This is a genomic window from Citricoccus sp. I39-566 (genome assembly GCF_031432995.1).
Taxonomy (GTDB): Bacteria; Actinomycetota; Actinomycetes; order Actinomycetales; family Micrococcaceae; genus Citricoccus; species Citricoccus nitrophenolicus_A.
Window position 1 is genome coordinate 51,763 of record NZ_CP133842.1, and the last position, 25,347, is coordinate 77,109.

Sequence of the window (25,347 nt, forward strand, 5' to 3'; positions counted from 1 at the left end):
CTGGCGGGTAACCCTGAAAAGTGGGCCGGATGTGACCGCCAGTTGCGTCAGAGCCGGGCGTCCAGCCACGCCAGCGCCGGGGCCACGCGGGCGCGCCAGCGGTACCGGGCCTTCGGATCCGCGCGGGTGGGCCCGCCGTTGAGGGTCGCCACGGGCTTGCCGGCCCGCTCCGCGTCCAGCACGAACTTGTAGCCGCTCATCACCGCGAGCGAGGTGCCGACGGCCAGCACGGAACCGGCACGCTCGAAGGCCTCCCGGGCCGCGGCCTTCCGCGCGGCCGGGACGGACTCGCCGAAGTACACCACGTCCGGCTTGAGCTCCTCGGAGCCGCACACCAGGCAGCCCACCTGGTGGAAGCGGTCCACCCACCGCTGGTCCAGCGTGACGTCGCCGTCCGGGTTGACCAGCAGCGGATCCACCTGGACCGCCTCGAGATAGCCGGGGTTCGCCGCCACGAGCCGCGCGTCGAAGGACCGGCGGTCCTCCACCGCGCCGCAGTGCAGGCACACCACCCGGTCCAGGTCCCCGTGCAGGGGGATCAGCCCCTCGGTCCCCGCCGCCGCGTGCAGTCCGTCCACGTTCTGCGTCACGACGCCGGCCAGGATCCCCTCGCCCGCCCAGCGCGCCAGGGTGTGGTGGGCCGGGTTCGGGGCGGCGGCGTCCATCTGCCGCCAGCCCACGAAGGACCGCGCCCAATAGCGGCGCCGGGCGCCGGCGTCGTGCCGGAACTCCTGATACGTCATGGGCCGGTGGCTCCGCAGCGAGCCCTGGGGGCCGCGGTAGTCGGGGATGCCGGAGTCGGTGGAGACGCCGGCGCCGGTGATCACGAGCGGTCGGCGGGTGCGCAGCAACGCCAGGATGCCCTCACGGGCCACCACGGGATCCTGCGGCGGCGCCGCGTCCTCCACGATGCGGGCGATCGATCGCAGGGCGGCCTGGTGTCCGTTCGCCGCGGGATGCCCCGGACGCAACGTGGCCCCGGGGACGTCCGGCGTCGCGGGATCCGGCGTCATGGCGACGATCAACCCCGGCGACGGGGGTCGTCGTCCTCCTCGGTCTGCTCCACGTAGTCCGCGTACTGGTCCGCGTGGTCGATGTACTCGTCATCGTCATGGCTGGAACCGCTGTTGCCGGCAAGCTCACGCTCCAGTGCCGACAAATCTGTGGCCGGGGAGAAATACTTCATGTCCCGGGCCTGCTTGGTTGCTTTTGCCTTTTGACGGCCGCGCCCCATGAGCGTGACCCCCTTTGTTGTCTGTCCCCGTGCCGTCAGCCCCTAGGCAGGGCTGGTCCGGGGTATGCACTGATCATGATGGTTCGTGGACACTAGGTTAACATGTTTCAGCACCCCTTGGAGCCGCCGGCCAGCGTGGCGGCACCGAAAGGATCTTATTCATGGACACTCGCCCCGAGGGGCCCCCGGACGAGTCAAGACCTGACTCCCCCGGCACCCCGGAAACCTCCGACGACGGCGCTCCCGACGAGCGCTATGTCCCCTACCTGCCGCCCCGGCCCGCCGAGGAGCCCGCGCCGGCGGCGTCGCCGATCCGGCGCGGCTGGTGGATCGCGGCGACCGCCGTGGTGGTGCTCGCGCTCGTGGTCTTCGTCCTGGTCCCCCTGCTGAGCTCGCCGCGGGAGGACGGCTCCGGCGAGACGGTGGAGTCCTCCCCCGCCGTTTCGCGCAACGCGGAACCCGGCCTGGACGGGATCGTGGCCCGCGAGGTGCCGCCCGTGCAGGTCCAGCCCGGGGACTGCCTCACCGACTTCGACTCCGTGGGCGAGCCCTCCACCGTGGTGGAGTGCACCCGGGACCACGAGGCCCAGTTGGTGGGGCGCAAGCTGTGGCCCACCGCCCGCGCCTTCCCGGAGGACATGCGGGCTGACGCCGAGCGGTTCTGCGCCACCATCGAGCTGGCCAGCGCCGAGAACGCGCAGGTGATCGTGGAGATCTCCCACCCGGCCGAGGGCACCTGGGCGGAGGGGGACCGCCGGGTGGACTGCCTCGCCGTGGCGCACGAGGGCACCCTGGACACGTCCCTCGTGGCCGACCCGGCCTTCGAGGACTGGACCGACCACGTGGACGAGGGCTGACCCCGCCCGCAGTGACCAGCCGGAGGCAGCCGGTCAGTCGTCCTTGCGGGTGACGGACAGGCGGTCCTCGGCGCGGTCCACCAGGACCGTGTCCCCGTCGGCGATGGAGCCGGAGAGCAGTGCGCGGGCCAGTTGGTCGCCGATCTCCCGCTGGACCAGCCGGCGCAGCGGCCGGGCACCGTAGGCCGGGTCGAAGCCGGTCAGCGCCAGCCACTCACGCGCCGCCTCGGTGACCTCGAGGGCCAGCCGGCGCGAGGCCAGGCGCCCGGCCAGCGACTCCACCTGCAGGTCCACGATCCGCGTCAGGTCCTCGATGGACAGCGGGTCGAACAGGATGATGTCATCCAGCCGGTTCAGGAACTCGGGCTTGAAGGAGGAGTTCACCACTCTCATCACCGCGTCCCTCTTCGCCGCCTCGTCCAGGGCCTGGTCCACCAGGAACTGCGAACCCAGGTTGGAGGTCAGGATGAGGATGACGTTGCGGAAGTCCACGGTGCGGCCCTGGCCGTCGGTGAGGCGGCCGTCGTCGAGCACCTGCAGCAGGATGTCGAAGACCTCGGGGTGGGCCTTCTCCACCTCGTCCAGCAGGATCACGGAGTAGGGCCGGCGCCGCACGAGCTCGGTCAGCTGGCCGCCCTCCTCGTGGCCCACGTAGCCGGGGGGCGCCCCGACGAGCCGCGAGACGGAGTGCTTCTCCGAGTACTCGGACATGTCGATCCGCACCATGGCGTGGTCGTCGTCGAACAGGAAGTCCGCCAGGGACTTGGCCAGCTCGGTCTTGCCCACGCCGGTGGGGCCGAGGAACAGGAACGAGCCGGTAGGCCGGTCCGGGTCCGAGATCCCGGCGCGGGAGCGCCGGACGGCATCGGACACGGAGGCGACGGCGGAGCGCTGGCCGATCAGTCGCTCGCCGATGTGCTCCTCCATGGCCAGCAGCTTGTCCTGCTCGGACTGGAGCATGCGTCCGGCCGGGATGCCGGTCCAGGCCGAGATGACCTCGGCGATGTCGTCCGCCGTGACCTCCTCGGAGACCATCGTGGAGTGCTCGGCGCCGGAGGCCTCCGACCCGCCGTCCTCACCGGCCTCCGCGGCGGCCAGCTGCTGCTCCAGGGCGGGGATCTCCCCGTAGAGGATGCGCGAGGCCTCCGCCAGGTCGCCGTCCCGCTGGGCCTTGTCCGCGGCGGAGCGCAGCTCATCCAGCGTCACGCGCAGGTCGCCGGCCTGGTTGAGGGAGGCCTTCTCGGACTCCCACCGCGCGTTGAGGGCGGCGAGCTCCTCCTTCTGGTTGGCCATCTCCTCGCGCAGCGCGGCGAGGCGCTCCACGGAGGCCGGGTCGGTCTCGTCCGCGAGCGCGAGCTCCTCCATGGTCAGCCGGTCCACGGAGCGGCGCAGCTGGTCGATCTCCTCGGGCGCGGAGTCGATCTCCATACGCAGCCGGGAGGCGGATTCGTCCACGAGGTCGATGGCCTTGTCCGGCAGCTGGCGGCCCGAGATGTACCGGTCCGAGAGGTTCGCGGCGGCCACGAGCGCGGAGTCGGCGATGGCCACCTTGTGGTGGGCCTCGTAGCGCTCCTTGAGCCCGCGCAGGATGGCGATGGTGTCATCCACGGTGGGCTCGCCCACGTAGACCTGCTGGAAGCGGCGCTCCAGGGCCGGGTCCTTCTCGATGTTCTCCCGGTACTCGTCCAGGGTGGTGGCGCCGATCAGGCGTAGCTCGCCGCGGGCCAGCATGGGCTTGAGCATGTTCCCGGCGTCCATGGCGCCCTCGGAGGCCCCGGCGCCCACCACGGTGTGGATCTCGTCGATGAAGGTGACGATCTGCCCGTCCGAGGCCTTGATCTCCTCCAGGACGGACTTCAGGCGCTCCTCGAACTCGCCGCGGTACTTGGCCCCGGCGATCATCGAGCCCAGGTCCAGGGAGATCAGGGACTTGCCGCGCAGGGACTCGGGCACGTCCCCGGCCACCATGCGCTGGGCCAGCCCCTCCACCACGGCCGTCTTGCCGACGCCGGGCTCGCCGATGAGCACGGGGTTGTTCTTGGTCCGGCGGGAGAGCACCTGGACGAGGCGGCGGATCTCGGAGTCGCGGCCGATCACGGGATCGAGCGTGCCGGAGCGGGCGATCTCGGTGAGGTCGGTGCCGTACTTCTCCAAGGCCTGGAAGGTGTTCTCGGGGTCCGGGGTGGTCACCCGGGAGTCCCCGCGGACCTGCTTGACGGCGGCCGAGAGGGACTCGACGGTCGCGCCGGCGTCCCGCAGGGCGGTGCCGGCCCGGCCGGCGTCCGCGGCGAGGCCGAGCAGCAGGTGCTCGGTGGAGACGTACTCGTCCCCGAGGGCCTCGGCCTGCTGCTGGGCGGCCTGCACCACGAGCAGCCCCTGGCGGGAGAGCTGGGCCTGGGCCACGGAGGAGCCGGAGGTGGCCGGCATGGCCTTGATGGCGGAGCTGGCCGCAGTGGAGACCACGTCCGGGTCCGCGCCGGCGGCCTTGAGGACGGCCACGGCCACGGAGCCGCGCTGGTCCATCAGCGCCTTGAGCAGGTGGGCCGGCTCGATCTGGGGGTTGCCGAGGGTCGAGGCGTTCATGGCAGCCCCGGACAGCACCTCTTGGCTCTTCGTGGTGAACTTCGCGTCCATGCTGATCCCTTCAGGTGATTCTCGATCTAGACTTGAGTCTACTTAACTCAACCCCGCAGTTCCACCCCCTATTCCCCGTTTCTGTCCCGGTGAGAGCCCTCCCGGGGCGTGGCGAGCTGACGGATCAAGTGACATCTGTCAGCCCAAGACCCACATCAGGTCATGGGAACCCTGGAGAGATGGCACTACTGCGGCGCCGCCGACGAGGCCAGGCTGGAGCCATCGAATCCACGGTTCAGGCCGTGGGCCGCCGACCTCAAGGAGCAGACCCTGCCATGGACTCCACACCGCGTTCGCCGGCTGCCTCGGCATCACGTTAGATGCCCTCTCACGCGTCACCCACCCCGCTCTCCGGGCGCGCCCTCGCCCCCGACCTCGCGCGCGGGATGATGCTGCTGCTCATCGCTCTCGCCCACGCGCCCTGGTTCCTCTATACGAGCCCCGTGGGCGTGAGCCCGATGCATCCGGCTGACGGGAATCTCGCCGATCATCTCGCGCAGGCTCTCACCATCGTCATGGTCGACGGCCGCACCCACACCATGTTCGGCCTGCTGTTCGCCTACGGCATCGGGCAGATGTACGCCCGGCAGACAGCACGAGGCACCGCGCCCGGTGAAGTGCGCGGCATCCTGCGCCGGCGGCACGCGTGGATGCTGATCTTCGGTCTCGTGCATGCGGCGCTGCTGTGGCAGGGCGACATCCTGGGCACCTACGGGCTGATCGGCTTGCTCATGATGCCACTGTTCTTCCGTCGTTCCGACCGCACACTGGGCGTGTGGATCCTGGTCCTCCTGGTGCTCGGCGGAGCCATCATGCTGATCTCGACGGCCGGTACGCTGCTGCTGCCCCCCGGTGACGACGGCGGCCTGGCGGCACAGCTGCAACGCGCCAGCCTCGCCGAGCCGAACTATCTCGCAGCGCTGCTGACCCGCATCCCCCAATGGCTGTTCGGGCTGCTCTCCGGGGTGGGAACGCTCGCCCTGCCCACCGTGTTCCTCGTCGGGATCCTGGCCGCGCGCCACCGGATCCTGGAAGAACCCGAGCGCCACCTGACCCTGCTCCGGTGGACTGCCGCGGTGGGCATCGGCGTCGGGTGGACCGTCGGCCTCGCCCAGGCCTTCGTGCACCTTGGCATCCTCGAGCTGCCGAACCCCTCGATGCTGGGCGCACCGCACTTCTACTCGGGCATCTTCGCCGGCGTCGGCTACGCCGCGCTCTTCGGCCTCCTGGCCCACCGGTTGCGGACGCGAGGGATTCCAGAAAGCCTCCCGGTGCGCGCGCTGTCAGCTCTCGGCCGCAGGTCACTCAGCGGATATCTCGCGCAGTCCGTGATCTACGGCCCCCTGCTGGCCGCCTGGGGCCTTGGCCTCGGAACCCACCTCTCCAGCTGGTCGGCGATGCTGCTCGCGGTCGCGGTCTGGCTGCTGACCATCGGCGCGGCCCTCGCTCTCGATCGGAACGGCCAACGAGGCCCTGCCGAGGTCCTGCTGCGCCGACTGACCTACCGGCAGTCCCCCTGATCCGGACGGGTGCATCGCCAAGAGCATGTCGGTGCGGACCGGATGCCGTCAGCCCATGGTCCGCTGCCCGTCGATCGCCTCCCGGATGATGTCGGCGTGGCCGGCGTGCTGGCTGATCTCGGCGACCAGGTGCAGCGCCACCCGGCGGACGGACCACTGCGCCCCGGCCTCGAACCAGGGGGCCTCCGGCAGGGCGTGCTCGGCCTCCAGGTCCGCGGTCCGCAGGACCTCCGCGGTGCGGTCCGCCACCCGGCCCAGCTCGGCCCGCAACAGGTCCAGGGTCTGGTCCGGGGCGACCGTGAACCGCTCGTCCTGCCACTCACTGCCGGACCAGTCGCCCCCGTTCTCCGCGGCCTCGGCGTCTATGGCGTCCCAGTCCACGTCATCCCCGTAGACCTCGGACCCGCCGAACGCCGCCGCACCGCGCACGGCGAAGTCCATCCACTGCTCCTCCGTCTCGGCCACGTGCTTGAGCAGCCCGGCCAGGGTCAGCTCGCTGACGGTGCTGCGCGTGCGCGCCTGCTCCTCGGTGAGTCCGGACAGGGTGAAGAGCAGGAAGCCCCGCTGGCGGGCCAGGGTCTCGATCAGCGCCTCGCGTTCGGTCATGGGTCCGCGCTACGCGGCCGCGCCGGCGCTGTCCCGGGGCGGTACCCTCGAGACCATGCCCCGCCGACTGCTCCGCCGTCCGGCACCGGCGCACACCTACCGTCAGCCCCGGGTGACCCTGTTCCACGTGATCCGCCGGACCATTATGAAGCTGGTGGACATCCAGGTCTGGGACGTGGCCGGGTCCATGACCTTCTACACGCTGCTGTCCATGGTGCCGGCCGCCATCTCCATGGTCTCGATCGTGTCCCTGCTGGGCCTGGCGGACGAGACGGTGGTGACGGCCGCCGAGCTGGTGCACGAGCTGCTGCCGGGCGTGAACCCGGACGTGGTCACGGACACGCTGCTCGCCCTGGCCAGCACCTCGGGCGGAGTGGTCGGCCTGGTCCTGGGGCTGGTCGGCTCCATCGTCGCCGCCTCCAACGCCCTAGCCTCCTTCCACCGGGCCATGCACCGTATCCATGACACCCGCGAGGGCCGGCGCTTCCTCTGGTTCCGCACGGTGATCTTCGTCGAGACCGTGGTGCTCATGGTCGCGTTCATCGCCGTGCTGCTGCTGATCGTGATCGGCGGTGGCCTCTCCGAACGCCTGGGCGAGGCGCTGGGGCTGACCACCGCCACCGTCACCGCCTGGAACATCCTGAAGTGGCCGGCCATCCTCGCCGTGCTGGTCCTGGCCGTGACCCTCGCCTACCACCGCGGACCCAACGTGGTGCAGCCGCGGTACCGGTGGCTGTCCTGGGGCGGCCTCGCGGCGGTGCTGATCCTGTTCGCCATGACGGTGCTGCTGGGCTGGCTCGCGGGCCTGTCCGGGACCTTCACCGCCGTCATCGGCACCCTGAACAGCGTGGTGGTGATCCTGGTGGTGCTGTGGCTGGCCTTCATCGTCCTGGTGGCCGGCGCGGCCTTCGACGCCGAGCTGCTCAGGGGCCGCCAGCTCGCCGCCGGGCTGCCGGCCGCCGACGCCCTGCAGCTGCGCACCCGGAACACGGGGGTGCTGGAGTTCCTGGACGAGGACGCCGCCAAGGCCCGGACCACCGCGCGGGCCGTGACCGAGTCCGTCCGCACGGGCGAGCCCGTCACCCTGACCAGGACCCCCTGGATCGCGGAGGCGCACACGTTGTGGGCGATCGACGCCGTGGACCGGCCGATCTCCACGGGCCAGCCTTACGAGGACGGCGCCGGCACCGCCGACTAGCCGCGCCCTAGATCCAGCCCTGCTCCCACGCCATCTGGGAGGCCTCCCGCCGGGTGCCCACCCCGAGCTTGCCCATGGCCGAGGACAGGTAGTTCCGCACCGTGCCCGGCGCCAGGTGCAGCCGCGCGGCGATCTGCTGCACGGTGGCGGCGTCCCGGCCCGCCCGCAGCACGTCCAGCTCGCGGTCCGTCAGGGGACTGCGCTCCCCGCCGAGGGCCGTGGCGGCGATGTCCGGGTCCACGTACCGCTTGCCGGCGGCCACGTCACGGATGACCTTGGCCAGTTCCTCCGCGGGCGTGGACTTCGGCACGAACCCGGACACCTTCTCGTTCAGCGCCCGCCGCAGCACCCCGGGCCGGGCGTGGCGGGTCACGATGATGACCTTGGTGGCGACCTGCCGCAGGATCTGCCCCGCCGCTTCCACTCCGTCCAGCTCGGGCATCTCCAGGTCCAGCAGGCACACGTCCGGGGCCAGCTCCCGGGCTGCGGCCACGGCCTGGACCCCGTTGTCCACGCCGGCCACCACCTCGAAGTCCTCCTCCAGGCCGAGCAGGGACTCCAGCGCCCCGCGGATCAGCACCTCATCGTCGGCGATCAGCAATCGAATCATGCGCTCTGCTCCCTCTCCTGGCCAGGGGTCGGCCCCTGCTCGACTGTGCTGCCTCCGGGCAGTGCCGGCAACCGGGCCTCGAGGACGTACGTGCCGCCGTCGCGCCCTCCGGTCACCGAGCCCCCGGAGGCCTGGAACCGCCGGTCCAAACCGGACAACCCCGTGCCCGACGCCGGCCCGGCCGCCCCGGTGCCGTCTCCGGTGCCCCCCGGATCCTCCACGCCGTCGTTGGTCATCACGAGCCGCTGGCCGCCTCCGGCGGCGTCCAGCACGATCGAGACCTCGGTGGCGGAGGACGCGTGGCGCAGGATGTTCGTGGCCCCCTCGCGCACGGCCAGGCCCAGCAGCGTGCGGGCGGCCGGGTCCTGCACATGGATGCCGCGGAGCCTGACACGGGCGCCGGAGGCCGCCAGTACGTCCTGGGCGTTGGCCATCTCCTCCTCGAGCGAGACCTCGCGCAGGTCCCGGACCAGGGACCGGGTCTCCTCCAGCGCGGTCCGGGCCAGGGTGCGCACCTCGTGGATGTTGCCCTGCGCCGCCTCCGGCCTCCCGGCGGCCAGCAGGCGTTCGGCCAGCTCGGCCTTCAGCGCGATGACCTGCAGGTGGTGGCCCTGGATGTCATGCAGGTCGGAGGCGAACCGCAGGCGCTCGCGGGCCACTGCCAGCTGGGCGGCATCCCGGCGGGCGGCGTCCAGCTGGACCACGATGTTCCACCACCAGGCGGAGAAGAGGAAGACCACCGGGACGAAGACCACGAAGAAGACCAGCGCGGGCACCTGCCGCGCGGCCTCCCCGGCGGGGACGACCACCCCCGTGAGCTGGGCACCGGCCCACCAGTGGCCCAAGAACAGGACGACCCCGGCGGCGAAGACCAGCCTCCGGGTCACGCCGTGGACCAGGATGGCCAGGACGTTGGCGGCCAGCCACAGCGGGATGCCCCCGGGCAAACCCCCGCCTGGCATCCACAGCGTCAGCACCCACACCAGCGCCGCGGGCACCACCAGGAGCGCAGTGGCCCACGGGCGGGGCCAGCCCGCCCCCATGCCGGTCCGCACCAGCCAGGTGCCGTAGACCTGGGCGAGTCCGGCCACCCACGTCAGGACCGCGGCGGTGACGACCGGCCACCAGGTCCGCCCGTCGGCCTCGCGGTGGAAGTACAGCAGCATGGACGCCGTGATGAAAGCCATGAACAGGGCGAAGAAGGCCATCGAGGAGAAGGTGTACCACCAGGTGGCCCGGACGCCGCGGGCGGGCCGGCCGGGCGCCGTCGAGGGGAATTGTCCCGAGCGTCGGCTCGCGGACGGTTCTGGCGTGCTCACGGTTCCCACAGTAGGCCGATGACAACTGTCACGGGGTGGCGGTGACGGTTTCGGGGCGCAGGGTGACACCGGGGCACTGCCGCCGGACGGCCGCGGGCGCGAGGCTGGAAGCACAGCCACTCACCACCGACCGGGCACCCACGGTCACCCCCGACGAAAGGCACCCCCATGGACTTCATGGCCGAACTCCAGTCCTTCACCGAATCCCTGCCGGCAGCCCTGCAGTTCCTCGGCATCGCCGTGGCGGCCCTCGTGCCCTACATCGAGGGCGAGGGCGCCGCCATCATCGGGGCGGTCACCGGCATCAACCCCTGGATCGCCATCCCGGTGGCGATCATCGCCAACGTGGCCCTCGTGGCCCTGATCGTGCTGACCTTCGAGAAGATCCGCGCCGGGATCGTCAACCGGCGCATCGCCGCCGGCAAGACGCCGAAGCCCGCGTCCGAGAAGCAGCAGAAGGTGCGCAACGCCCTGGAGAAGTACGGCGTCCCCGGGGTCTCCCTCCTCGGCCCCTTCCTGCTGCCCACCTACTTCACGGCGGCCGCGCTGACGTCCTTCGGCGTGGCCAAGGGCCGGGTCATCGTCTGGCAGGCGGTGGCCATCACCCTCTACGCCGTGGTGTTCGGAGCGCTGTTCTACGGATTGTTCGCCGCCATCGCCTGAGCCGCCCGCGCGGGCTACGGTGGCTTCCATGACCTACTCTCCGGGACCCCACGACCTGCCCGCCCTGACCCGCACCACCCTGGAGGCGGCGCGGGACAACCCGCATGGCCGCCACGGCGACCTGCTGCTGCGGGACGGCCACCTGCGCCAGTCGATCATCGCCCTGACCGCCGGCTCCTCCCTGGCGGACCACAACGCCCCGCCCGCGGCGACCCTCCAGGTGCTGCAGGGCGCCGTGGCGGTCACCGCCGGAGGGGGCACCCAGGAGCACCTGGAGCAGGGCCGGCTGGTCCAGCTGACCAAGGAGCGCCACGGCGTCCAGGCCCTGCAGGACAGCGTGTTCCTGCTGACCACCGTCACCGGGGTCGAGGAGGAGAGCCACGGTTGACCCCGCCTCCTGCGGAAGCCGGGTGCGTGCCGGTAAACTGACCGTCTCCACGCCGCCCCGCAGCCCGCCCGGCGGCCCCCCGCACCGGAAGAACCCCATGACCCCGTCCCGCACCCGCCGCCGTCCTGCGGCCACCGCAGCCGTCGCGGCTGTCCTGGGCGCCGGAGCACTGACCCTGAGCGGATGCGCCCTCATTGGCCCCCAGCTCGGCGGTGCCACCGCCGGCGAGGCCGACCCCCTGGTCGAGAGCCTCGACCTGGTCAACCCCGGCCAGCTCACCGTCTGCTCGGATATCCCCTACCCGCCCTTCGAGTTCCAGCAGGGCAACGACCTGGTCGGCTACGACATCGACATCGTGCAGCGGATCGCCGACGACCTCGGGGTCCGGCTGTCCGTGGTCGACTCCTCCTTCGAGGCCATCGAATCCGGGTCCTCCTTGACCGGCTGCGACGTCAACGCGTCCTCGATCTCGATCACCGAGGCCCGCCAGCAGGTCATGGCCTTCTCCGTTCCCTACCTGGACGACGACCTCGTCCTGGTGGCCGAGCAGGGCTCCGGCATCACGGACCTCCAGTCCGCGCAGGGCCAGCGGGTGGGCGTGCAGGCCGCCACCACGGGCGAGCGCTTCGCCGAGGAGAACGGTCTCAGCCCGATCCAGTTCGAGGACGGCGGCATGCAGATGGAGGCGCTGCGCGCCGGCACGGTGCAGGCCGTGCTGGGCAACCAGTCCGTGGTGCTCTACAACATCAAGGACGACCCGAACTACGAGGTGGTCGCCGAGCTGCCCACGGGGGAGCAGCTCGGGGTCTCCGTGGCACCGGACAAGGCCCAGCTGCTCTCGGCCGTCAACGCCTCCCTGGCGGGCATGGAAGAGGACGGCAGCCTGGACGAGTCCCGCGCCCGGTGGTTCGGCGACAGCGCGACGGAGGGCACCGAATGAGCACCCCGAACACCACCGGCCCCGGCCCCGGTTTCTCGCCCGGCCCCGCACCCGCCGGCACCGGCCCGCGCAGGATGACCAACCGGCGTCGCCGCCAGCTGTCCCTGGGGATCCAGGCCGGGATCTTCGTCCTGGTGATCATCGCCCTGAGCGCGATCATGGACTGGGAGACGCTCGGCCAGTCCGTCTTCAACTTCGCGGAGATCGGCCCCCTGTTCCCGGACATCATCCTGGTCGGCCTCGGCAACACCCTGCTCTACACGGTCACCTCGTTCGTGGTGGGCCTGCTGGGCGGCATGCTGCTGGCCCTGATGCGGCTCTCCTCGTTCCCGCCGTACCGTTGGTTGGCCACCGCCTACATCGAGCTGTTCCGCGGACTGCCGGCGCTACTGGTCTTCATCGCCTTTGGCTACGGCGTCCCGTTCGCCTTCGGCATCCAGTGGCCCATCCCCCTCGTGGTCATGGTCTCCCTGGGGCTGGTGTCCTCCGCGTACATCGCCGAGACCCTGCGCGCCGGCCTGCAGGCCGTGCCGAAGGGCCAGGTCGAGGCCGCCCGCTCCCTCGGGATGCCCGCCTGGCGCGCCATGGTCACGATCGTCATCCCGCAGGCCTTCCGCCTGGTGCTGCCCCCGCTGACCAACGAGGTCATCCTGCTCACCAAGGACTCCTCCCTCGTCTACGTGCTCGGCCTGGCCGCGCACGAGTACGAGCTGACCAAGTTCGGCCGGGACGGCATCACCGCCCTGGACGCCGGGCTGACCCCGGTGCTCGTGGCCGGCGTCATGTACCTGATCATCACCGTCCCGCTGTCCCTGTTGGCCCGCCGGTTCGAATCGCGCACCAACCGTTCCCGCGTCTGAGAGGGAAGAAGATGACCGAGACCATCCATGCCGGCGGCGTCAGCATCAGCGGCTTGCACAAGTCCTACGGCTCCAACGAGGTCCTCAAGGGGATCGACCTGACCGTCGCCCCCGGCGAGGTGGTCTGCCTGATCGGGCCCTCCGGATCCGGCAAGTCCACCGTGCTGCGCTGCGTCAACCTGCTCGAGACCCCCAACCAGGGCACCGTGACGGTCAGCGGCTTCGACGCCACGGACCCGGAGGTGGACCTCAACGCCATGCGCCGCCACGTGGGCATGGTGTTCCAGCAGTTCAACCTGTTCCCGCACCTGTCCGTGCTGGAGAACTGCACGGTGGCCCAGACCAAGGTGCTGGGGCGCGCGAAGGCCGAGGCGGCCGCCGTCGCCCGGGAGAACCTGACGCGCGTGGGGCTGGAGGGCTTCGAGGAGCGCTACCCGGACCAGCTCTCCGGCGGCCAGCAGCAGCGCGTGGCGATCGCCCGGGCGCTGTCCATGAACCCGCAGCTGATGCTCTTCGACGAGCCGACCTCTGCCCTGGACCCCGAGACCGTGGGCGAGGTGCTCTCCGTGATGCGGCGGCTGGCCGCGGCCGGGATGACCATGCTCGTGGTCACCCACGAGATGGCCTTCGCCCGGGACGTGGCGGACCGCGTGGTGTTCATGGACGGCGGCGTGGTGGTGGAGGAGGGCCCGGCCGAGCAGGTCATCGGCTCCCCCACCCAGCCACGCACCCAGGACTTCCTGCGCCGGGTGCTGAACCCCACCGAGGTGGACCTCTAGGACGCGGCGCCGGACGCCGGCGTGTAATGGTCCCGCTGGGCGGGGTGGAAGTCGGCGAAGTCCACCCCGTCCACGTCCCCGCCGTCCAGGGCCGCCGCGAGCCGGTCGAGGTAGTACTCCCAGCCGGGGGCCACATCCGGCGCCATGGACTCGGCGCCCGCCACGGGCTGGCGGAACATCAGGTCCGTCCCGGCCCCCGCGTCCGCGGAGTCCAGGGACAGGCGCAGGAACCAGCCGGCCCCGTCCGGATCCGTCAGCGTCACCTCCAGCCGGGAGGGGCGCTCGCAGGCCTCGATCAGGCACTCGCCCGGCTGGTCCGGGGCCTCCACCATGGCCAGCTGCACGCTGCCGGAGGACGGGTCCCCCGTGTAGGTGCCGTACCACCGCAGCAGCTCCGGGTCCGTGAGGTACGCCCACACGTCCTCCGGCGGATGCTGCAGCGTCCGATGGATCTGGATCGTCAGTCCCTCCGGCCCGTCCACGAGGGCGCCGGTGGGTTCGCGGAATCCGTGCTCAGGCATGCGCCCATTCTCGTCCCTCTGGCAGTCTGGGTCCATGATCACTGCACCCGATGCCTCCGGCTCCCCGTTCTTCCCCGATGGCCGCTCCATGTACGAGCGCATGCTGGCGGGAGATCCCTACCTGGCGAACGACCCCGAGGTCGGGGCGCTGTCCACGCGCGCCCAGCTGCTCACCGAGCGGTACAACGCCACCTCGATCACCGAGCCAGACCTCCGGCGGACGCTGCTGGCCGAGCTGCTCGGGGCGGTCGGCGAGGAGATCGAGATCCGCCCACCGTTCCACGTGGACTACGGCGCGCACGTGCACATCGGCGAGCGCTTCTTCGCCAACTTCGGCTTCCTCGCCCTGGACTGCGCCGAGATCCGCATCGGGGCGGACGTGCAGGTCGCCACGAACGTGCAGCTGCTCACGGCCACCCACCCGCTGGAGCCGGGGCCCCGCCGGGACAAGTGGGAGGCCGCAGCGCCGATCACCCTCGGGGACAACGTGTGGCTCGGCGGCGGGGTGATCGTGGGCCCGGGCGTGAGCATCGGCGAGAACACCGTGGTGGGCGCCGGCTCCGTGGTGGTCAAGGACCTGCCGGCGAACGTGGTGGCGGTGGGCACCCCGGCGCGTCCGGTCAGGTCGCTGCCCGCCGACCCCGCGAGCGGCTGGGACCGCAGCGCGGTGGAGGACGCCTGAGGCACCTGGACCGCGGCTACACCGGACCGGAGGAGCCCGCCGCGTAGTCCAGCAGGGGCACCCGCCCGGAGGCGTAGGCGTCCGCGATCTCAGCCAGGATCCGCCAGCCCTCCTCGGCCCCGTCCCCACGCACGGTGAATGCCCGCTTCCCCTCGAGCACCCAGCGCAGCACGGAGCCGTAGGCGGTCAGCGCCGGCTGCGGCAGTTCCGCGGACAGCGCCGTGCGCGTCATGCCGCGGGGGTCGAACGGGCCGCCCGCGTTGAGCTCCAGGCCGATGCGCTCGTCCTCGAAGCCCACGCGCAACACGTCCGTGGGCAGGGGCTCCGCGGAGGGGAACTGCTCGTAGTCGTGCGGCGGGCGGCGGAAGACCACGGTGATCTCCTGCCGGGGCGAGCCGATGGCCTTGCCCGAGCGCAGCACCACCGGAACCCCGTTCCACCGCCAGGAGTCCACCTCCAGCACCACCTGCGCGAAGGTCTCCGTGCCCCGATCCGGGTCCACGCCCTCCTCGTCGGCATAGTTCGGCAGCTCGCGGCCGCCCATCGCGCCGGCCGTGTACCGGCCGCGGACCACGGAGGGCATCCCGCCGGAGCCCTCCTGCCCCGCCGGCCAGAGCCTGGTCGCGCGCAGCACGTGGGCCGTGTTGGCGGGGATCTCCACCCCGTCGAAGCGGGTCGGCGGGTCCATCATCACCAGGGCCATGACCTGCAGCAGGTGGGACTGCATCATGTCCCGCGCCGCACCCGTGGCATCGTAGAAGCCGGCCCGGCCCTCCAGCCCCAGGGTCTCGTCGAACACGATCTCGATGCGCTCGATGTGGTCCCGGTTCCACAGCGGCTCCAGGATCCGGTTGGCGAAGCGCAGTCCCACGAAGCCCAGCACCCCCGGCTGGCCGAGGAAGTGGTCCACGCGGAAGACCTGCTCCTCGGGGACGAACCCCGCCAGCAGGGCGTTCAGCTCCCGGGCGGAGTCCAGGTCGGTGCCGAACGGCTTCTCCAGCACCAGCACGACGTCGGCCGGCAGCCGGTCCTGGCCGTGCAGCTCGCGCAGGGCGCGGCAGGCGGCCACCGTCACCGACGGCGGGAGGGCGAAGTACAGTCCGACCAAGCCCTCGGCGTGCTCCAGCAGCCGGGCGAGGTCCTCGGGGTCGGTGGCGTCCGCGGTGGCCCAGCGGGCCGAGTCGAGGGTCTCGCGCACGGCCGGGCGGCCCATCCCGCGGGCGTCGAGGGCCGACTCGAAGGCCTCCCGCACGGTGGCCGGGAAGTCAGGGTGATCCTGGCGCCCCGCCCCCACCACGGTCAGTCCCCGTCCGGGCACCCCGGCGGCCAGGCAGGTGGCCATCCCGGGCAGCAGCAACCGCCGGGCCAGGTCTCCCTCGGCCCCCAGGATCACCAGGGTGCGCAACTCGTCCATGAACCCACCGTAACGCCGCAGACCTGTGCCGGGAACGGCTCGTGCGATAGACAGAGACCATGACGGCCCCACAGCCCACCCCCCTCGAGGACTACGCCCTGCTCTCCGACCTCAGCACCGGTCCGCTCGTCTCCCGCCGGGGCTCGGTGGACTGGCTCTGCCTGCCCCGCTTCGACTCGCCGGCCCTGTTCTCCGCGTTGCTGGGCGGGCCGGACGATGGCCGGTGGAAGCTCTGGGCGGTGGACGGGGAGGTGGTGGAACGCCGCTACGTGCCCCGGACCTTCATCCTCGAGACCACCTGGCGCACCCCCACCGGCACGGTCAGGGTCACCGACTTCCTGCCCCCGGCTGACACCCAGGACGACCTCTACCGCCGGGTGGAGTGCCTGGACGGGGAGGTGGCGGTGGAACACGACCTGCGGATCCGCTTCGACTACGCCCGGTCCCTGCCGTGGTTCCGTCGGGTGGAGGACCCCGGCGGCGAAGGCTCCGCCCTGCTGTGCACGGCCGGCCCGGACGGCGTGCTGATCACGGGCCCGATGCTCTACGCGACCACGCGCCCGACCGCCGATGACGACCTGACCGGGGAGGTGGCCGGCGGCGCCCAGGGCGGGGCCGGCGTCGGGAATCCCATCGCGGGGCCGGCCGAACACGGCCGGGAGGTGAACGACGACGTCCCGGAGGGGTGCCCGGACCCGGCCGGGAACCCGGCGCCCCGGCTGGCGGGGCGCTTCCGGCTGCGGGCCGGCGAGCGCCTGGACTGGGTCCTGACCTGGTTCCCCTCCTGGGACCGGGCCCCGGCGCCCATCGATCCGGAGACCGCCCAACGGCTGACCCACGGGTTCTGGACCGACTGGGCCTCCCAGCTCGAGGTCGACTCCCCGGAGGAGCACCTGGTGGCGCGCTCGCTGCTGGTGCTGCGGGCCCTGACGAACTTCCGGACGGGCGGGATCGTGGCCGCCCCGACCACGTCCCTGCCCGAGGAGTTCGGGGGTTCCCGGAACTGGGACTACCGCTACACCTGGCTGCGGGATGCCGCCCTGACCATCGAGGTCCTGGTCTCCCACGGGTTCACGGAGGGCGCCCTGCACTGGCGGGACTGGCTGCTGCGGGCCGTGGCCGGGGACCCGGAGAAGCTGCGGATCATGTACGGCCTCGGCGGCGAGCGCGAGCTCGATGAGAAGGAACTGGACCACCTGTCCGGGTACGCCGACTCCCGGCCCGTGCGGATCGGCAATGGCGCGGCCGGCCAGTACCAGGCCGACGTGGTCGGCGAGGTGATGCTGGCGCTGGCGGAACTCCGGGACGCGGGGGTGGCCGAGGACGAGTACTCCTGGGGCCTGCAGACGTCGCTGCTGGAGTTCTGTGTCCGGAACGTCGACCGCAAGGACCACGGCATCTGGGAGATGCGCGGTGAGCCGCACTTCTTCACCCACGGCCGGGTGATGATGTGGGCGGCGTTCAACGAGGGCCTCCGGGCCGTCGCCGAGCACGGCCTGGACGGGGATGTGGCCACGTGGACCCGGCACCGCGACGCCCTGCGCGTGGAGATCCTGGACCGCGGCTTCAGCACCGAACTGGGCTCCTTCACCCAGACCTACGGCGGCACCGAGGTGGACGCCTCGCTGCTCCAGCTGCCGCACACCGGCTTCCTCGCCGCGGACGACCCGCGGATGCTCGGCACCGTGGCGCGGATCGAGCAGGACCTCGTGGGCGAGCGCGGCCTCGTCCACCGGTACCGGACCGCCGCCGACCTCGACGGCCTGGACGGCCACGAGTACGCCTTCCTGATCTGCTCCTTCTGGCTCGTGGAGCAGTACGCCGGCTCGGGCCGGCTGGCGGAGGCCGAGGAGACGATGGCCGGCCTGTGCGCGTGCGCCAACGACCTGGGCCTGCTGGCCGAGGAGTACGACGCCGGCTCCGGCCGCCTGGCGGGCAACTTCCCCCAGGCGTTCTCCCACCTCGCCCTCATCCGGGCCGCGGACGCCATCCAGCGCGCCCGGGGCGCCCGGGGAGCCGCCACTGAGCGGCCCCTGGACCACCGCCCCTGAACCACGACGGCCCGGCGCCTCCACTGCGGGAGGGGCCGGGCCGTCGTCGTGCCGGGGGGCTCAGATGCTCTGGCGCACCTTCCGCAGGTCCTTGCGGGCGGCCCGCAGGGCCGCGGTCTGCTCCTCGCGGGCCTTGTTGATAGCCTCGGCCTTCTCGGCGGCAGCGGCACGGATGGCCTCGGCCTGGTCCGACTTGGCCGCCTCGATGGCGGAGACCTTGGCCTCCTTGGCGGCCTCCAGCTTCTTGGTCCGCTTGGAGGCGGCGGCGTTCTTCCGGCCGACGCGGTTCACGGCGCCGTCGATCATCAGGGCGGTGCCGATGCCGAACAGGAAGACGTCCTTGGCCACGGCGGTGCCCTGCTCCGAGGGGCGGATGCCGTCCGACTCGGTCATGAAGTCGGTGTTCTTGTACATCGCCAGCAGGCCGCCGGAGAAGGCGGTCAGGGCGGCACCGGCCAGCCAGCCGGGCACGAACGGCAGCAGGCAGGCGGCGCCGACGCCGATCTCCGAGGCGGCGATGAACTGCTTGAACTGCTTCGGCGTCAGATCCTTGAGGAAAGGCAGGCCGTTGGCCCCCAGATCCCGCATCTGTTCGGCCTGCTCTTCGGTGAGCTTGGTCTTGTTGATCCCGGAGTTGAGGATGAAGGCGCCGGCGGTCAGCCGAAGGGGGAACTGGGCGATGCTCATGGAGATTCCTTCCGAGGGTCTTCTGAAGATTCCGACCTCAGCCTATAACCACCCGGGGCCCGCGGGATACTGGGAGCATGGAAGACCACGCGAAGGACACCGCCAACCAGAACCTGTGGGCCCGGATGGTGGCCGACGACCCCGGGCATTCCCGCCGCTACGCCGAGCGCTGGCGCCGGCTGGCCGCCGAGGGCATGGACCTGGACGGGGAGGCCCGGCTCATCGACGCCCTGGCCTCCCGCGGCGCCCGGATCCTGGACGCCGGCTGCGGCACCGGCCGGGTGGGCGGCTACCTGGCTCGGCGCGGCCACCGGGTGACGGGGGTGGACCTGGACGAGCACCTGATCGAGGTGGCCGCGGAGGACCACCCCGAGGCCGACTGGTTCGTGGCCGACCTCGAGGCCCTGGACGCCGCCGCCCTCGAGGCCCTGGGCGAGGCCGAGCCCTTCGACCTGGTGTTCTCCGCCGGGAACGTCTTCGGCTTCCTCTCCCCCGCCTCCCGCGGCGAGGTCCTGGCCCACCTGCACGCGCTGCTGCGGGACGGCGGCCGCGCCGTGATCGGCTTCGGCGCCGGCCGCGGCTATGACTTCGTGGATTTCACGCACGACGCCGGCCGCGCCGGCTTCACGGTGCAGGACCGGTTCTCCACGTGGCAGCTGGATCCCCTCCCCGCCGACGCCTCAACCGCGGACTTCCTCGTGGCCGTCCTCTCCCGCTGATCTCCGGGGCTACTCCTCCTCGGCCCCGTGCGCGTCCTTGGCGGCATCCATGAGGACCTCGATGCTGAGGCGATTCATGCCCATGAGGGCCGACTGCAGGCGCGCGGAGGCCTCCCGGTCCTCGCCGGCCATGACCTCGTAGACCACCTCGGGGACGACCTGCCAGCGCATGCCGTACCGGTCGATGACCCAACCGCAGGCGACCTCCCGTCCACCGCCGGCCGAGAGGGCGGCGGCGAAGTGGTCCACCTCCTGCTGGTTCGCACAGCGGACCTCCACGGAGACCGCGTCCGTGTAGGGCACGTCTCCGCCGCCGTTGAGGGCGGTGAACCGCTGGCCGTCGAGGGTGAAGTCCACCGTCAGGACCTCGCCGCGGCGCAGGACGACCTCGTCCCCGCCCGGGGCGACGTCGATGTCCGTGCGGTGCACGGCCTCCACCCGGGAGTCCGGCCGGTAGCCGGCGAACGCGTCCACGTAGAACCGGGCGGCCTCCTCGGCCTGCCCGTCGAACCACAGGCTGGTCACGAGCTGGGGACGTTGCGGGATGACGGGTTTCGAGTCCATGCCTCCAGTGTTCTCCCGGTGACCCGCGGACGCCACGGTTGAGGGCCACTGCTGAGGGCCACGGGCGCATCACGCGCCCCTCAGGCGAAGTTCGGCACGATCGTCCGGCGGATCGCCTGGGCGATGGTGGAGAAGTCCTGCAGCGGGTCCTGGCCGAGCACGGCGGCCCAGTACTGGAGCATCTCCTCCACGTAGCGGTGGCCGTGCCCGCCCGGCACGGACACGGACTGCGGCATGTCCGAGGCCACCTGCCAGAACGTGACCCAGGGCAGCCAGCGCAGGGTCCGGGAGACGTCCAGCCCGGCCCGCTCCTTGGCCCAGTCGGGCTTGCGCCACATCAGCTCCGGGCTCCACCAGACCACGGGGTCCGAGGCGTGCTGCGCCATCACGATCCGCGGGCTGTCCCACGGTCCGAACGGCACGCCGGTGAAGTCGGTGACCAGGTCCTCGGGCTTGGTCGCGAAGCGCACGTGCCGGCCGTCGTCGACCACGGGGGCGATCTCCGGGGTGCCGCGGCGCCGGAACGGTGCCAGCGACGTCCAGAAGTCGGCGAAGCGGGGCAACCCGGCCCAGACCGCCCCGTCCACGCGGCGGAGCATGTCCTCCAGCCCCTCGAACGCCTCGGTGCCGCCGAGGGCGCCGAGGGACTCCCCGCCGACGAGCAGTCTCGGCCGCCGCCCGGCCGGCAGCGCCTCCAGCTCGGCCTCGACGGCGTTCAGCAGGGTGGTGGCGGCCAGCACGGGCGTGGTGCGGTCGGCCACGAAGGCGACGCCGGAGGGCAGGTAGGTGTACTGCATGGACGCGAGCGCGCAGTCCCCGCCCGTCAGGAACTCCACGGAGGAGGCGGACCACTCCTGGAGCCAGCCGGTCCCGGTGGTGGTCTGCACCAGCAGCACCTCGCGCTCGAAGCCGCCGGTGCGGTGCAGCTCGGCGACGACGGCCGCGGCCGTGGCCTCCAGGTCCCGGCCCTCCTGCCACCCGGCATAGGCCCGGATGGGGGTGCGGGCCGGGCGGCCCGTGGCCTCCTCGATGTCCACGGCGCGGGGCCCGTCCGAGACCACGGCCTGGCCCTTGGCGCCCAGCGTGCTCCAGGCCTCCAGCGAGGCGTCGGAGCCGGAGCGTTCGGGCTCCACGGGCGGCACCCGACCCGGCAGCAGCTTGGCGTTGGTCTCCTGGGCGGCCTTGGACAGCCACTCCAGCAGTCGCCGATACACGACCTTGTCCAGGATGAAGGCGGTTCCGGTGGCGGTGGCGCCGACCCCGATCGCGGCGGCGACGGGAGCCGGCATCACCGGCCGGAGGGCACGGGAGAGGCGGGTGGCCACCGCTTTGACGCCCCGCCCGGCACTGACGAGTCCGGCGGTCAGCGCCAGTCCGCCCGCCACCCCCAGCACGTGTTCCCGGGTGCGGACGGGCCGGGTCTCCATCAGCCCGGCGATCTCGGCCTGGGCCCGGAGGTTCTTGAGCCAGGTCAGCCCGCTGACGCCGAACATGGCCCAGGGCAGGGCCCGGGTGACGGGACGGAACTTCTCCTCGTCGATCCGCACCTCGACGCCCAGGGCGCGGCCGAGTCCCCGGGCGGCGGAGGCCCCGGCGGCGCCGGCGACGTAGCCGAAGGTCTGGGACAGTCCCGTGGCCGCCGACGTCATCCACCAGGTGCGCGGGATGAAGCTCGGGGACAGTGACACCCAACTCATGATGTGGGCTCCGACCAGCCCGGATGTGTCGGGTTTCAACCGCATGACCCCCATTATGCCTGCCGGCCGCCGCCGGCTGCAGCCGGTTGGTTCGTCAGTTCACCCGCGGTCCGCGAGAATGAGGGCATGACACTTCTGAGCACCACCGCATCCGCCACCGGCGCCTCGGGTGAGGTCTCCTACGGCTGGCTCGGGGACATCGTCGTGTCCATCATGGAGGCCATTGGCCCGCTCGGCGTGGCCGTGGCCGTGTTCGCGGAGAACCTCTTCCCCCCGATCCCCTCCGAGCTGATCCTGCCGCTGGCGGGCTTCACCGCCGCGGGCGGACAGTTCGGACCGTGGGAGGCGACGATCTGGGCCACCGTCGGCTCGGTGGTCGGTGCCCTGATGCTCTACGGCATCGGCGCCTGGCTGGGCCGCGTGCGGATGTACCGGATCGCCAACTGGCTCCCGCTCGTGGACATCGACGACGTCGAGAAGACCGAGCGCTGGTTCAACCGGTACGGCTACTGGACCGTGCTGCTGGGACGCATGGTGCCGATCTTCCGCTCCCTGATCTCCATCCCCGCCGGGATCGAGCGGATGAACCTGTGGCTGTTCACCCTGTTCACGTTGATCGGCTCCGGGGTCTGGAACACCATCTTCGTCTGGGGCGGGTTCATGCTCGGCGAGAACTGGCATGTGGTGTCGGACTACGCGGACGTCTTCTCCAACGTCGTGCTCGTCGCCGTGGTCGTCTTCCTGGCCTGGTGGATCACCGCCCGCATCCTGCGCAACCGCCGGCGCGCCCAGGATCCGGACTTCCGCCAGACCACCCCCGAGGAGGCCGCGGCCCGCATGGACGCGCTGCTCTCCGACGCCCCGCAGCGTCAGCGGTAGCCCGCCGAGGAGGCCGGGAGGTACTGGGGCAGGGAGCGGGCCTGGCCGGAGTCCACGATCTTCTTGCCCAGCGGCAGCAGGGAGACCGGGATCATGCGCAGGTTGGCGATGCCCAGCGGGATGCCGATGATCGAGATGAACATGGGGATGGCGGTCAGCACGTGGCCGATGGCGATCCAGACGCCGGCCACGATGAACCAGATGACGTTGCCCAGGCCCGTGAGGACGCCCATGCCGGGCTGGGTGTCCACCACCGCCCGGCCGAACGGCCACAGGGCGTAGCCGGCGATCCGGAACGAGGCGATGCCGAAGGGGATCGTGACGATGAGGATGCAGCAGATCAGCCCGGCCAGGACGTAGCCCAGCGCCAGCCACAGCCCGCCGAAGAGCAGCCAGATGATGTTGAGGATCAGGTTCAGGGTGCGGTTCATGTGCCCATGGTCCCAGCTGTGCCGGTCAGGGGCTACTCTGGCTGGAGTCTGCTCAGGCGAGCCCGTGGAGGGAAGATGCAGGGAATCAGGACCGTCCGGTCCATTGCGTCCGTCACGGTGGCCACCGCCCTGCTGTTCACCGCCACCGGCTGCTTCGGGCCCTCGCGCCCCTCGCCCCAGGAGGCCGCGACGGCCCTGGCCACGGCGATCTCCTCGGGTGACTTCTCCGCCGTGCCCCTGACGGCCTCGGCCGGGCAGGTCCCGGGCCAGCTCGAGGACGCGCTGGCCGGGCTCGAGGACCACGAGGCCACCGCCACGGTGGACGCCGCGGAGGTCGACGACGAGGACCAGGACCGCGCGACCGCGCGACTGACCACGGCCTGGGACCTGGACGGTGCTGACTGGAGCTATTCCACGCAGGCCCAGCTGGTCTGGGACGGTGAGGCGCAGCAGTGGCTCGTGGACCTGCGCCCGGATGACGTGGTGGCGGGACTCGCCACCGGCGGCACGGTCTCCGTCTCCTCGGCCCCCGCCCAGCGCGGCGCCATCCTGGACGCCGCGGGCGAGGAGCTGATGATGGAGCGGGACGTGGCCGTCCTCGGCCTGGACAAGTCCCGGCTGCAGGCCGAAGACGCGGCATCGGACACGGAGCCGGATGCGGAGGCGAGGGCCGCGGCGCTCGCCGAGTCAGCGGCTGCCGTGGCGGAGGTGGCGGGCGTGGACGTGGAGGCGTTCGTGGCCCGGGCCGAGGCCGCCGGAGACAGCGCCTTCGTCCAGGCCATCACCGTGCGCAACAACGGGGACACGGAGATCCCCTACGACCGCCTGGCGGAGATCCCCGGCGGCCGGGTCCTCGAGGACACCGCGGTACTGGCCCCCACGCGGTCCTTCGCCCGGGACGTGCTGGGGACCTACGGCGAGCCGGACGCGGACCAGATCGAGGCCTCGGACGGCGAGCTGACCGCCGGCGTCGCCGTGGGGCTGACCGGCCTGCAGGCCGACTGGGACGAGCGCCTGGCCGGCACCCCCGGCACGGCCGTCACCATCACCAACCCGGGTGAAGCCGAGGAGGCCGGCGAGAGCGTGGTCTTCAGCACCGACCCGGTGCCCGGGCAGGACGTGGCGTCCACGCTGGACCGTGACGTGCAGGCCGAGGCCGAGGCCGTTGTCGCCGCCTCGGACGTGCCGGCCGGGCTGGTGACGATCCGCCCCTCGGACGGTCAGGTGCTGGCCGCCGCCTCCAGCCCCGAGGGGTGGCCCGTGGCCGTCTCCGGCTCCTACGCACCGGGCTCCACGTTCAAGGTGGTCACGGCGCTGGCGCTGCTGCGCTCCGGGCTGGCCCCACAGGACACCGTGCAGTGCCCGGACACCCTCACCGTGAACGGCATGGTGGTGGGCAACTATGACGGCTACCCGGACGCCTCCGTGGGGGAGATCCCCTTCGCCGAGGCCTTCGCCGAATCGTGCAACACGGTGTTCGTGGGGGCCCATGACACCGTGACCTCGGCGGACGAGGCCGAGGCGGCCGCCGCCCTGGGGCTGGCGTCCGACCCGGTGACCGGGCTGGGCCGGGCGTTCCTCGGGTCCGTCCCGGACGACTCCACCGGCACCGAGCACGCCGCCAACCTCTTCGGCCAGGGCGTGGTCGAGGCCTCCCCGCTGGGCATGGCCACCGTGGCCGCGTCCGTGGCCGCCGGGCACACGGTCCGCCCCGTCTTCGTCTCCGATCCGGCCGTGGACGCGCCACCGCCCCCGGAGACCGGGATCACGGCCGAGGAGGCGGAACAACTGCAGTCCCTGATGTCCGGGGTGGTGGAGAACGGCACGGCAGAGATGCTCCAGGACGTCCCGGGGGCGCCGGTGCTGGCCAAGACGGGCACCGCCCAGTTCGTGGCCGACGGCGAGGACCTGGCCCACACCTGGCTGGTGGCCATCCACGGCGACCTGGCCGTGGCCCTGTTCTTCAACGAGGGCCTCGGCGGCGGCCATGACAACGGCCCGGTGGTGCGGGACTTCCTGACCGCGGTGGAGGAGATCCTCCCCTCGGAGGGCTGAGCAGGCTGGACCGCGGCGGCCCCGGCCCCCGGTAACCTA

General features: G+C 71.9%; 25 protein-coding genes. 13 read left to right on the top strand and 12 right to left on the bottom strand.

Features of this window, described 5'->3' with window-relative positions:
- Positions 1–47 precede the first annotated feature (47 nt).
- Together RE421_RS00255 and RE421_RS00260 are read right to left on the bottom strand one after the other, a co-directional pair.
- Complete coding sequence (locus RE421_RS00255; protein ID WP_396134662.1) at positions 48–971, bottom strand: Sir2 family NAD-dependent protein deacetylase; 924 nt, start codon at positions 969–971, stop codon at positions 48–50.
- 50 nt (positions 972–1,021) lie between these two features.
- Entirely contained in the window at positions 1,022–1,234 is a 213-nt protein-coding gene (locus tag RE421_RS00260) for a DUF3073 domain-containing protein (RefSeq protein WP_309812491.1), read from the bottom strand.
- A 161-nt stretch (positions 1,235–1,395) separates the two neighbouring features.
- Between RE421_RS00260 and RE421_RS00265 the strand changes: the two genes are divergently transcribed.
- A complete protein-coding gene (locus tag RE421_RS00265; RefSeq protein WP_309812494.1) occupies positions 1,396–2,091 on the top strand; it encodes a hypothetical protein in 696 nt (231 codons plus the stop codon).
- Between the two features lie 33 nt (positions 2,092–2,124).
- On the opposite strand, the gene clpB is transcribed toward RE421_RS00265, so the two are convergent.
- On the bottom strand, positions 2,125–4,725 hold the full coding sequence (gene clpB / locus RE421_RS00270) for an ATP-dependent chaperone ClpB (protein WP_309812497.1): 2,601 nt from the start codon (positions 4,723–4,725) through the stop codon (positions 2,125–2,127).
- A gap of 320 nt (positions 4,726–5,045) precedes the next feature.
- Here clpB and RE421_RS00275 point away from each other — a divergent pair, with 320 nt between their 5' ends.
- A complete protein-coding gene (locus tag RE421_RS00275; RefSeq protein WP_309812501.1) occupies positions 5,046–6,245 on the top strand; it encodes a DUF418 domain-containing protein in 1,200 nt (399 codons plus the stop codon).
- A gap of 48 nt (positions 6,246–6,293) precedes the next feature.
- Here the strand turns inward: RE421_RS00275 and RE421_RS00280 are convergent, their stop codons facing one another.
- A complete protein-coding gene (locus tag RE421_RS00280) occupies positions 6,294–6,851 on the bottom strand; it encodes a DinB family protein (RefSeq protein ID WP_309812504.1) in 558 nt (185 codons plus the stop codon).
- Between RE421_RS00280 and RE421_RS00285 the strand changes: the two genes are divergently transcribed.
- Positions 6,850–8,049: a YihY/virulence factor BrkB family protein gene (locus RE421_RS00285; RefSeq protein WP_309812507.1), complete on the top strand. Its 1,200-nt coding sequence runs from the start codon at positions 6,850–6,852 to the stop codon at positions 8,047–8,049. The two genes, RE421_RS00280 and RE421_RS00285, sit on opposite strands and share 2 nt — an antisense overlap.
- Positions 8,050–8,056: 7 nt before the next feature.
- Here the strand turns inward: RE421_RS00285 and RE421_RS00290 are convergent, their stop codons facing one another.
- Positions 8,057–8,659: a response regulator transcription factor gene (locus RE421_RS00290; protein ID WP_309812510.1), complete on the bottom strand. Its 603-nt coding sequence runs from the start codon at positions 8,657–8,659 to the stop codon at positions 8,057–8,059.
- Entirely contained in the window at positions 8,656–9,978 is a 1,323-nt protein-coding gene (locus tag RE421_RS00295) for a histidine kinase (RefSeq protein ID WP_309812513.1), read from the bottom strand. The genes RE421_RS00290 and RE421_RS00295 overlap by 4 nt, the downstream gene beginning before the upstream one ends.
- Positions 9,979–10,155: 177 nt before the next feature.
- Between RE421_RS00295 and RE421_RS00300 the strand changes: the two genes are divergently transcribed.
- The 5 genes from RE421_RS00300 (at position 10,156) to RE421_RS00320 (ending at position 13,608) form a co-directional block, all read left to right on the top strand.
- A complete protein-coding gene (locus RE421_RS00300) occupies positions 10,156–10,641 on the top strand; it encodes a small multi-drug export protein (RefSeq protein WP_309812516.1) in 486 nt (161 codons plus the stop codon).
- 28 nt (positions 10,642–10,669) lie between these two features.
- Positions 10,670–11,029 carry a cupin gene (locus RE421_RS00305; protein WP_309812519.1) on the top strand — a complete coding sequence of 120 codons (360 nt, stop codon included), beginning with the start codon at positions 10,670–10,672 and terminating at the stop codon, positions 11,027–11,029.
- A gap of 97 nt (positions 11,030–11,126) precedes the next feature.
- Complete coding sequence (locus tag RE421_RS00310; protein ID WP_309812521.1) at positions 11,127–11,969, top strand: ABC transporter substrate-binding protein; 843 nt, start codon at positions 11,127–11,129, stop codon at positions 11,967–11,969.
- A 74-nt stretch (positions 11,970–12,043) separates the two neighbouring features.
- Entirely contained in the window at positions 12,044–12,829 is a 786-nt protein-coding gene (locus RE421_RS00315) for an amino acid ABC transporter permease (RefSeq protein ID WP_309817503.1), read from the top strand.
- An 11-nt stretch (positions 12,830–12,840) separates the two neighbouring features.
- Positions 12,841–13,608: an amino acid ABC transporter ATP-binding protein gene (locus RE421_RS00320; protein ID WP_309812523.1), complete on the top strand. Its 768-nt coding sequence runs from the start codon at positions 12,841–12,843 to the stop codon at positions 13,606–13,608.
- On the opposite strand, the gene RE421_RS00325 is transcribed toward RE421_RS00320, so the two are convergent.
- Entirely contained in the window at positions 13,605–14,129 is a 525-nt protein-coding gene (locus RE421_RS00325) for an SRPBCC family protein (RefSeq protein WP_309812526.1), read from the bottom strand. The genes RE421_RS00320 and RE421_RS00325 overlap by 4 nt on opposite strands.
- Positions 14,130–14,163: 34 nt before the next feature.
- Here RE421_RS00325 and RE421_RS00330 point away from each other — a divergent pair, with 34 nt between their 5' ends.
- The gene (locus RE421_RS00330; RefSeq protein ID WP_309812529.1) at positions 14,164–14,811 is read left to right on the top strand and encodes a sugar O-acetyltransferase; all 648 of its coding nucleotides are present in this window, start codon (positions 14,164–14,166) and stop codon (positions 14,809–14,811) included.
- 16 nt (positions 14,812–14,827) lie between these two features.
- On the opposite strand, the gene RE421_RS00335 is transcribed toward RE421_RS00330, so the two are convergent.
- Positions 14,828–16,225 carry a glucose-6-phosphate dehydrogenase gene (locus RE421_RS00335; RefSeq protein WP_309812531.1) on the bottom strand — a complete coding sequence of 466 codons (1,398 nt, stop codon included), beginning with the start codon at positions 16,223–16,225 and terminating at the stop codon, positions 14,828–14,830.
- A 59-nt stretch (positions 16,226–16,284) separates the two neighbouring features.
- On the opposite strand from RE421_RS00335, the gene RE421_RS00340 reads away from it, so the two are divergent.
- Complete coding sequence (locus RE421_RS00340) at positions 16,285–18,276, top strand: glycoside hydrolase family 15 protein (RefSeq protein WP_309812534.1); 1,992 nt, start codon at positions 16,285–16,287, stop codon at positions 18,274–18,276.
- A gap of 60 nt (positions 18,277–18,336) precedes the next feature.
- Here the strand turns inward: RE421_RS00340 and RE421_RS00345 are convergent, their stop codons facing one another.
- Positions 18,337–18,963 carry a hypothetical protein gene (locus RE421_RS00345; protein ID WP_309812536.1) on the bottom strand — a complete coding sequence of 209 codons (627 nt, stop codon included), beginning with the start codon at positions 18,961–18,963 and terminating at the stop codon, positions 18,337–18,339.
- Between the two features lie 77 nt (positions 18,964–19,040).
- Between RE421_RS00345 and RE421_RS00350 the strand changes: the two genes are divergently transcribed.
- Positions 19,041–19,682, top strand: a complete 642-nt coding sequence (locus tag RE421_RS00350; RefSeq protein WP_309812538.1) for a class I SAM-dependent methyltransferase — start codon at positions 19,041–19,043, stop codon at positions 19,680–19,682.
- A 9-nt stretch (positions 19,683–19,691) separates the two neighbouring features.
- Here the strand turns inward: RE421_RS00350 and RE421_RS00355 are convergent, their stop codons facing one another.
- Together RE421_RS00355 and RE421_RS00360 are read right to left on the bottom strand one after the other, a co-directional pair.
- Positions 19,692–20,246 carry a VOC family protein gene (locus RE421_RS00355; protein WP_309812542.1) on the bottom strand — a complete coding sequence of 185 codons (555 nt, stop codon included), beginning with the start codon at positions 20,244–20,246 and terminating at the stop codon, positions 19,692–19,694.
- Positions 20,247–20,326: 80 nt separating this feature from the next.
- The gene (locus tag RE421_RS00360; RefSeq protein WP_309812545.1) at positions 20,327–21,943 is read right to left on the bottom strand and encodes an alpha/beta-hydrolase family protein; all 1,617 of its coding nucleotides are present in this window, start codon (positions 21,941–21,943) and stop codon (positions 20,327–20,329) included.
- Between the two features lie 126 nt (positions 21,944–22,069).
- On the opposite strand from RE421_RS00360, the gene RE421_RS00365 reads away from it, so the two are divergent.
- A complete protein-coding gene (locus RE421_RS00365; protein ID WP_309812548.1) occupies positions 22,070–22,822 on the top strand; it encodes a DedA family protein in 753 nt (250 codons plus the stop codon).
- Here RE421_RS00365 and RE421_RS00370 read toward each other — a convergent pair.
- Positions 22,813–23,253: a YccF domain-containing protein gene (locus RE421_RS00370; protein WP_309812550.1), complete on the bottom strand. Its 441-nt coding sequence runs from the start codon at positions 23,251–23,253 to the stop codon at positions 22,813–22,815. The genes RE421_RS00365 and RE421_RS00370 overlap by 10 nt on opposite strands.
- A gap of 75 nt (positions 23,254–23,328) precedes the next feature.
- Here RE421_RS00370 and RE421_RS00375 point away from each other — a divergent pair, with 75 nt between their 5' ends.
- Positions 23,329–25,308: a penicillin-binding transpeptidase domain-containing protein gene (locus RE421_RS00375; protein WP_309812553.1), complete on the top strand. Its 1,980-nt coding sequence runs from the start codon at positions 23,329–23,331 to the stop codon at positions 25,306–25,308.
- Positions 25,309–25,347 lie beyond the last annotated feature (39 nt).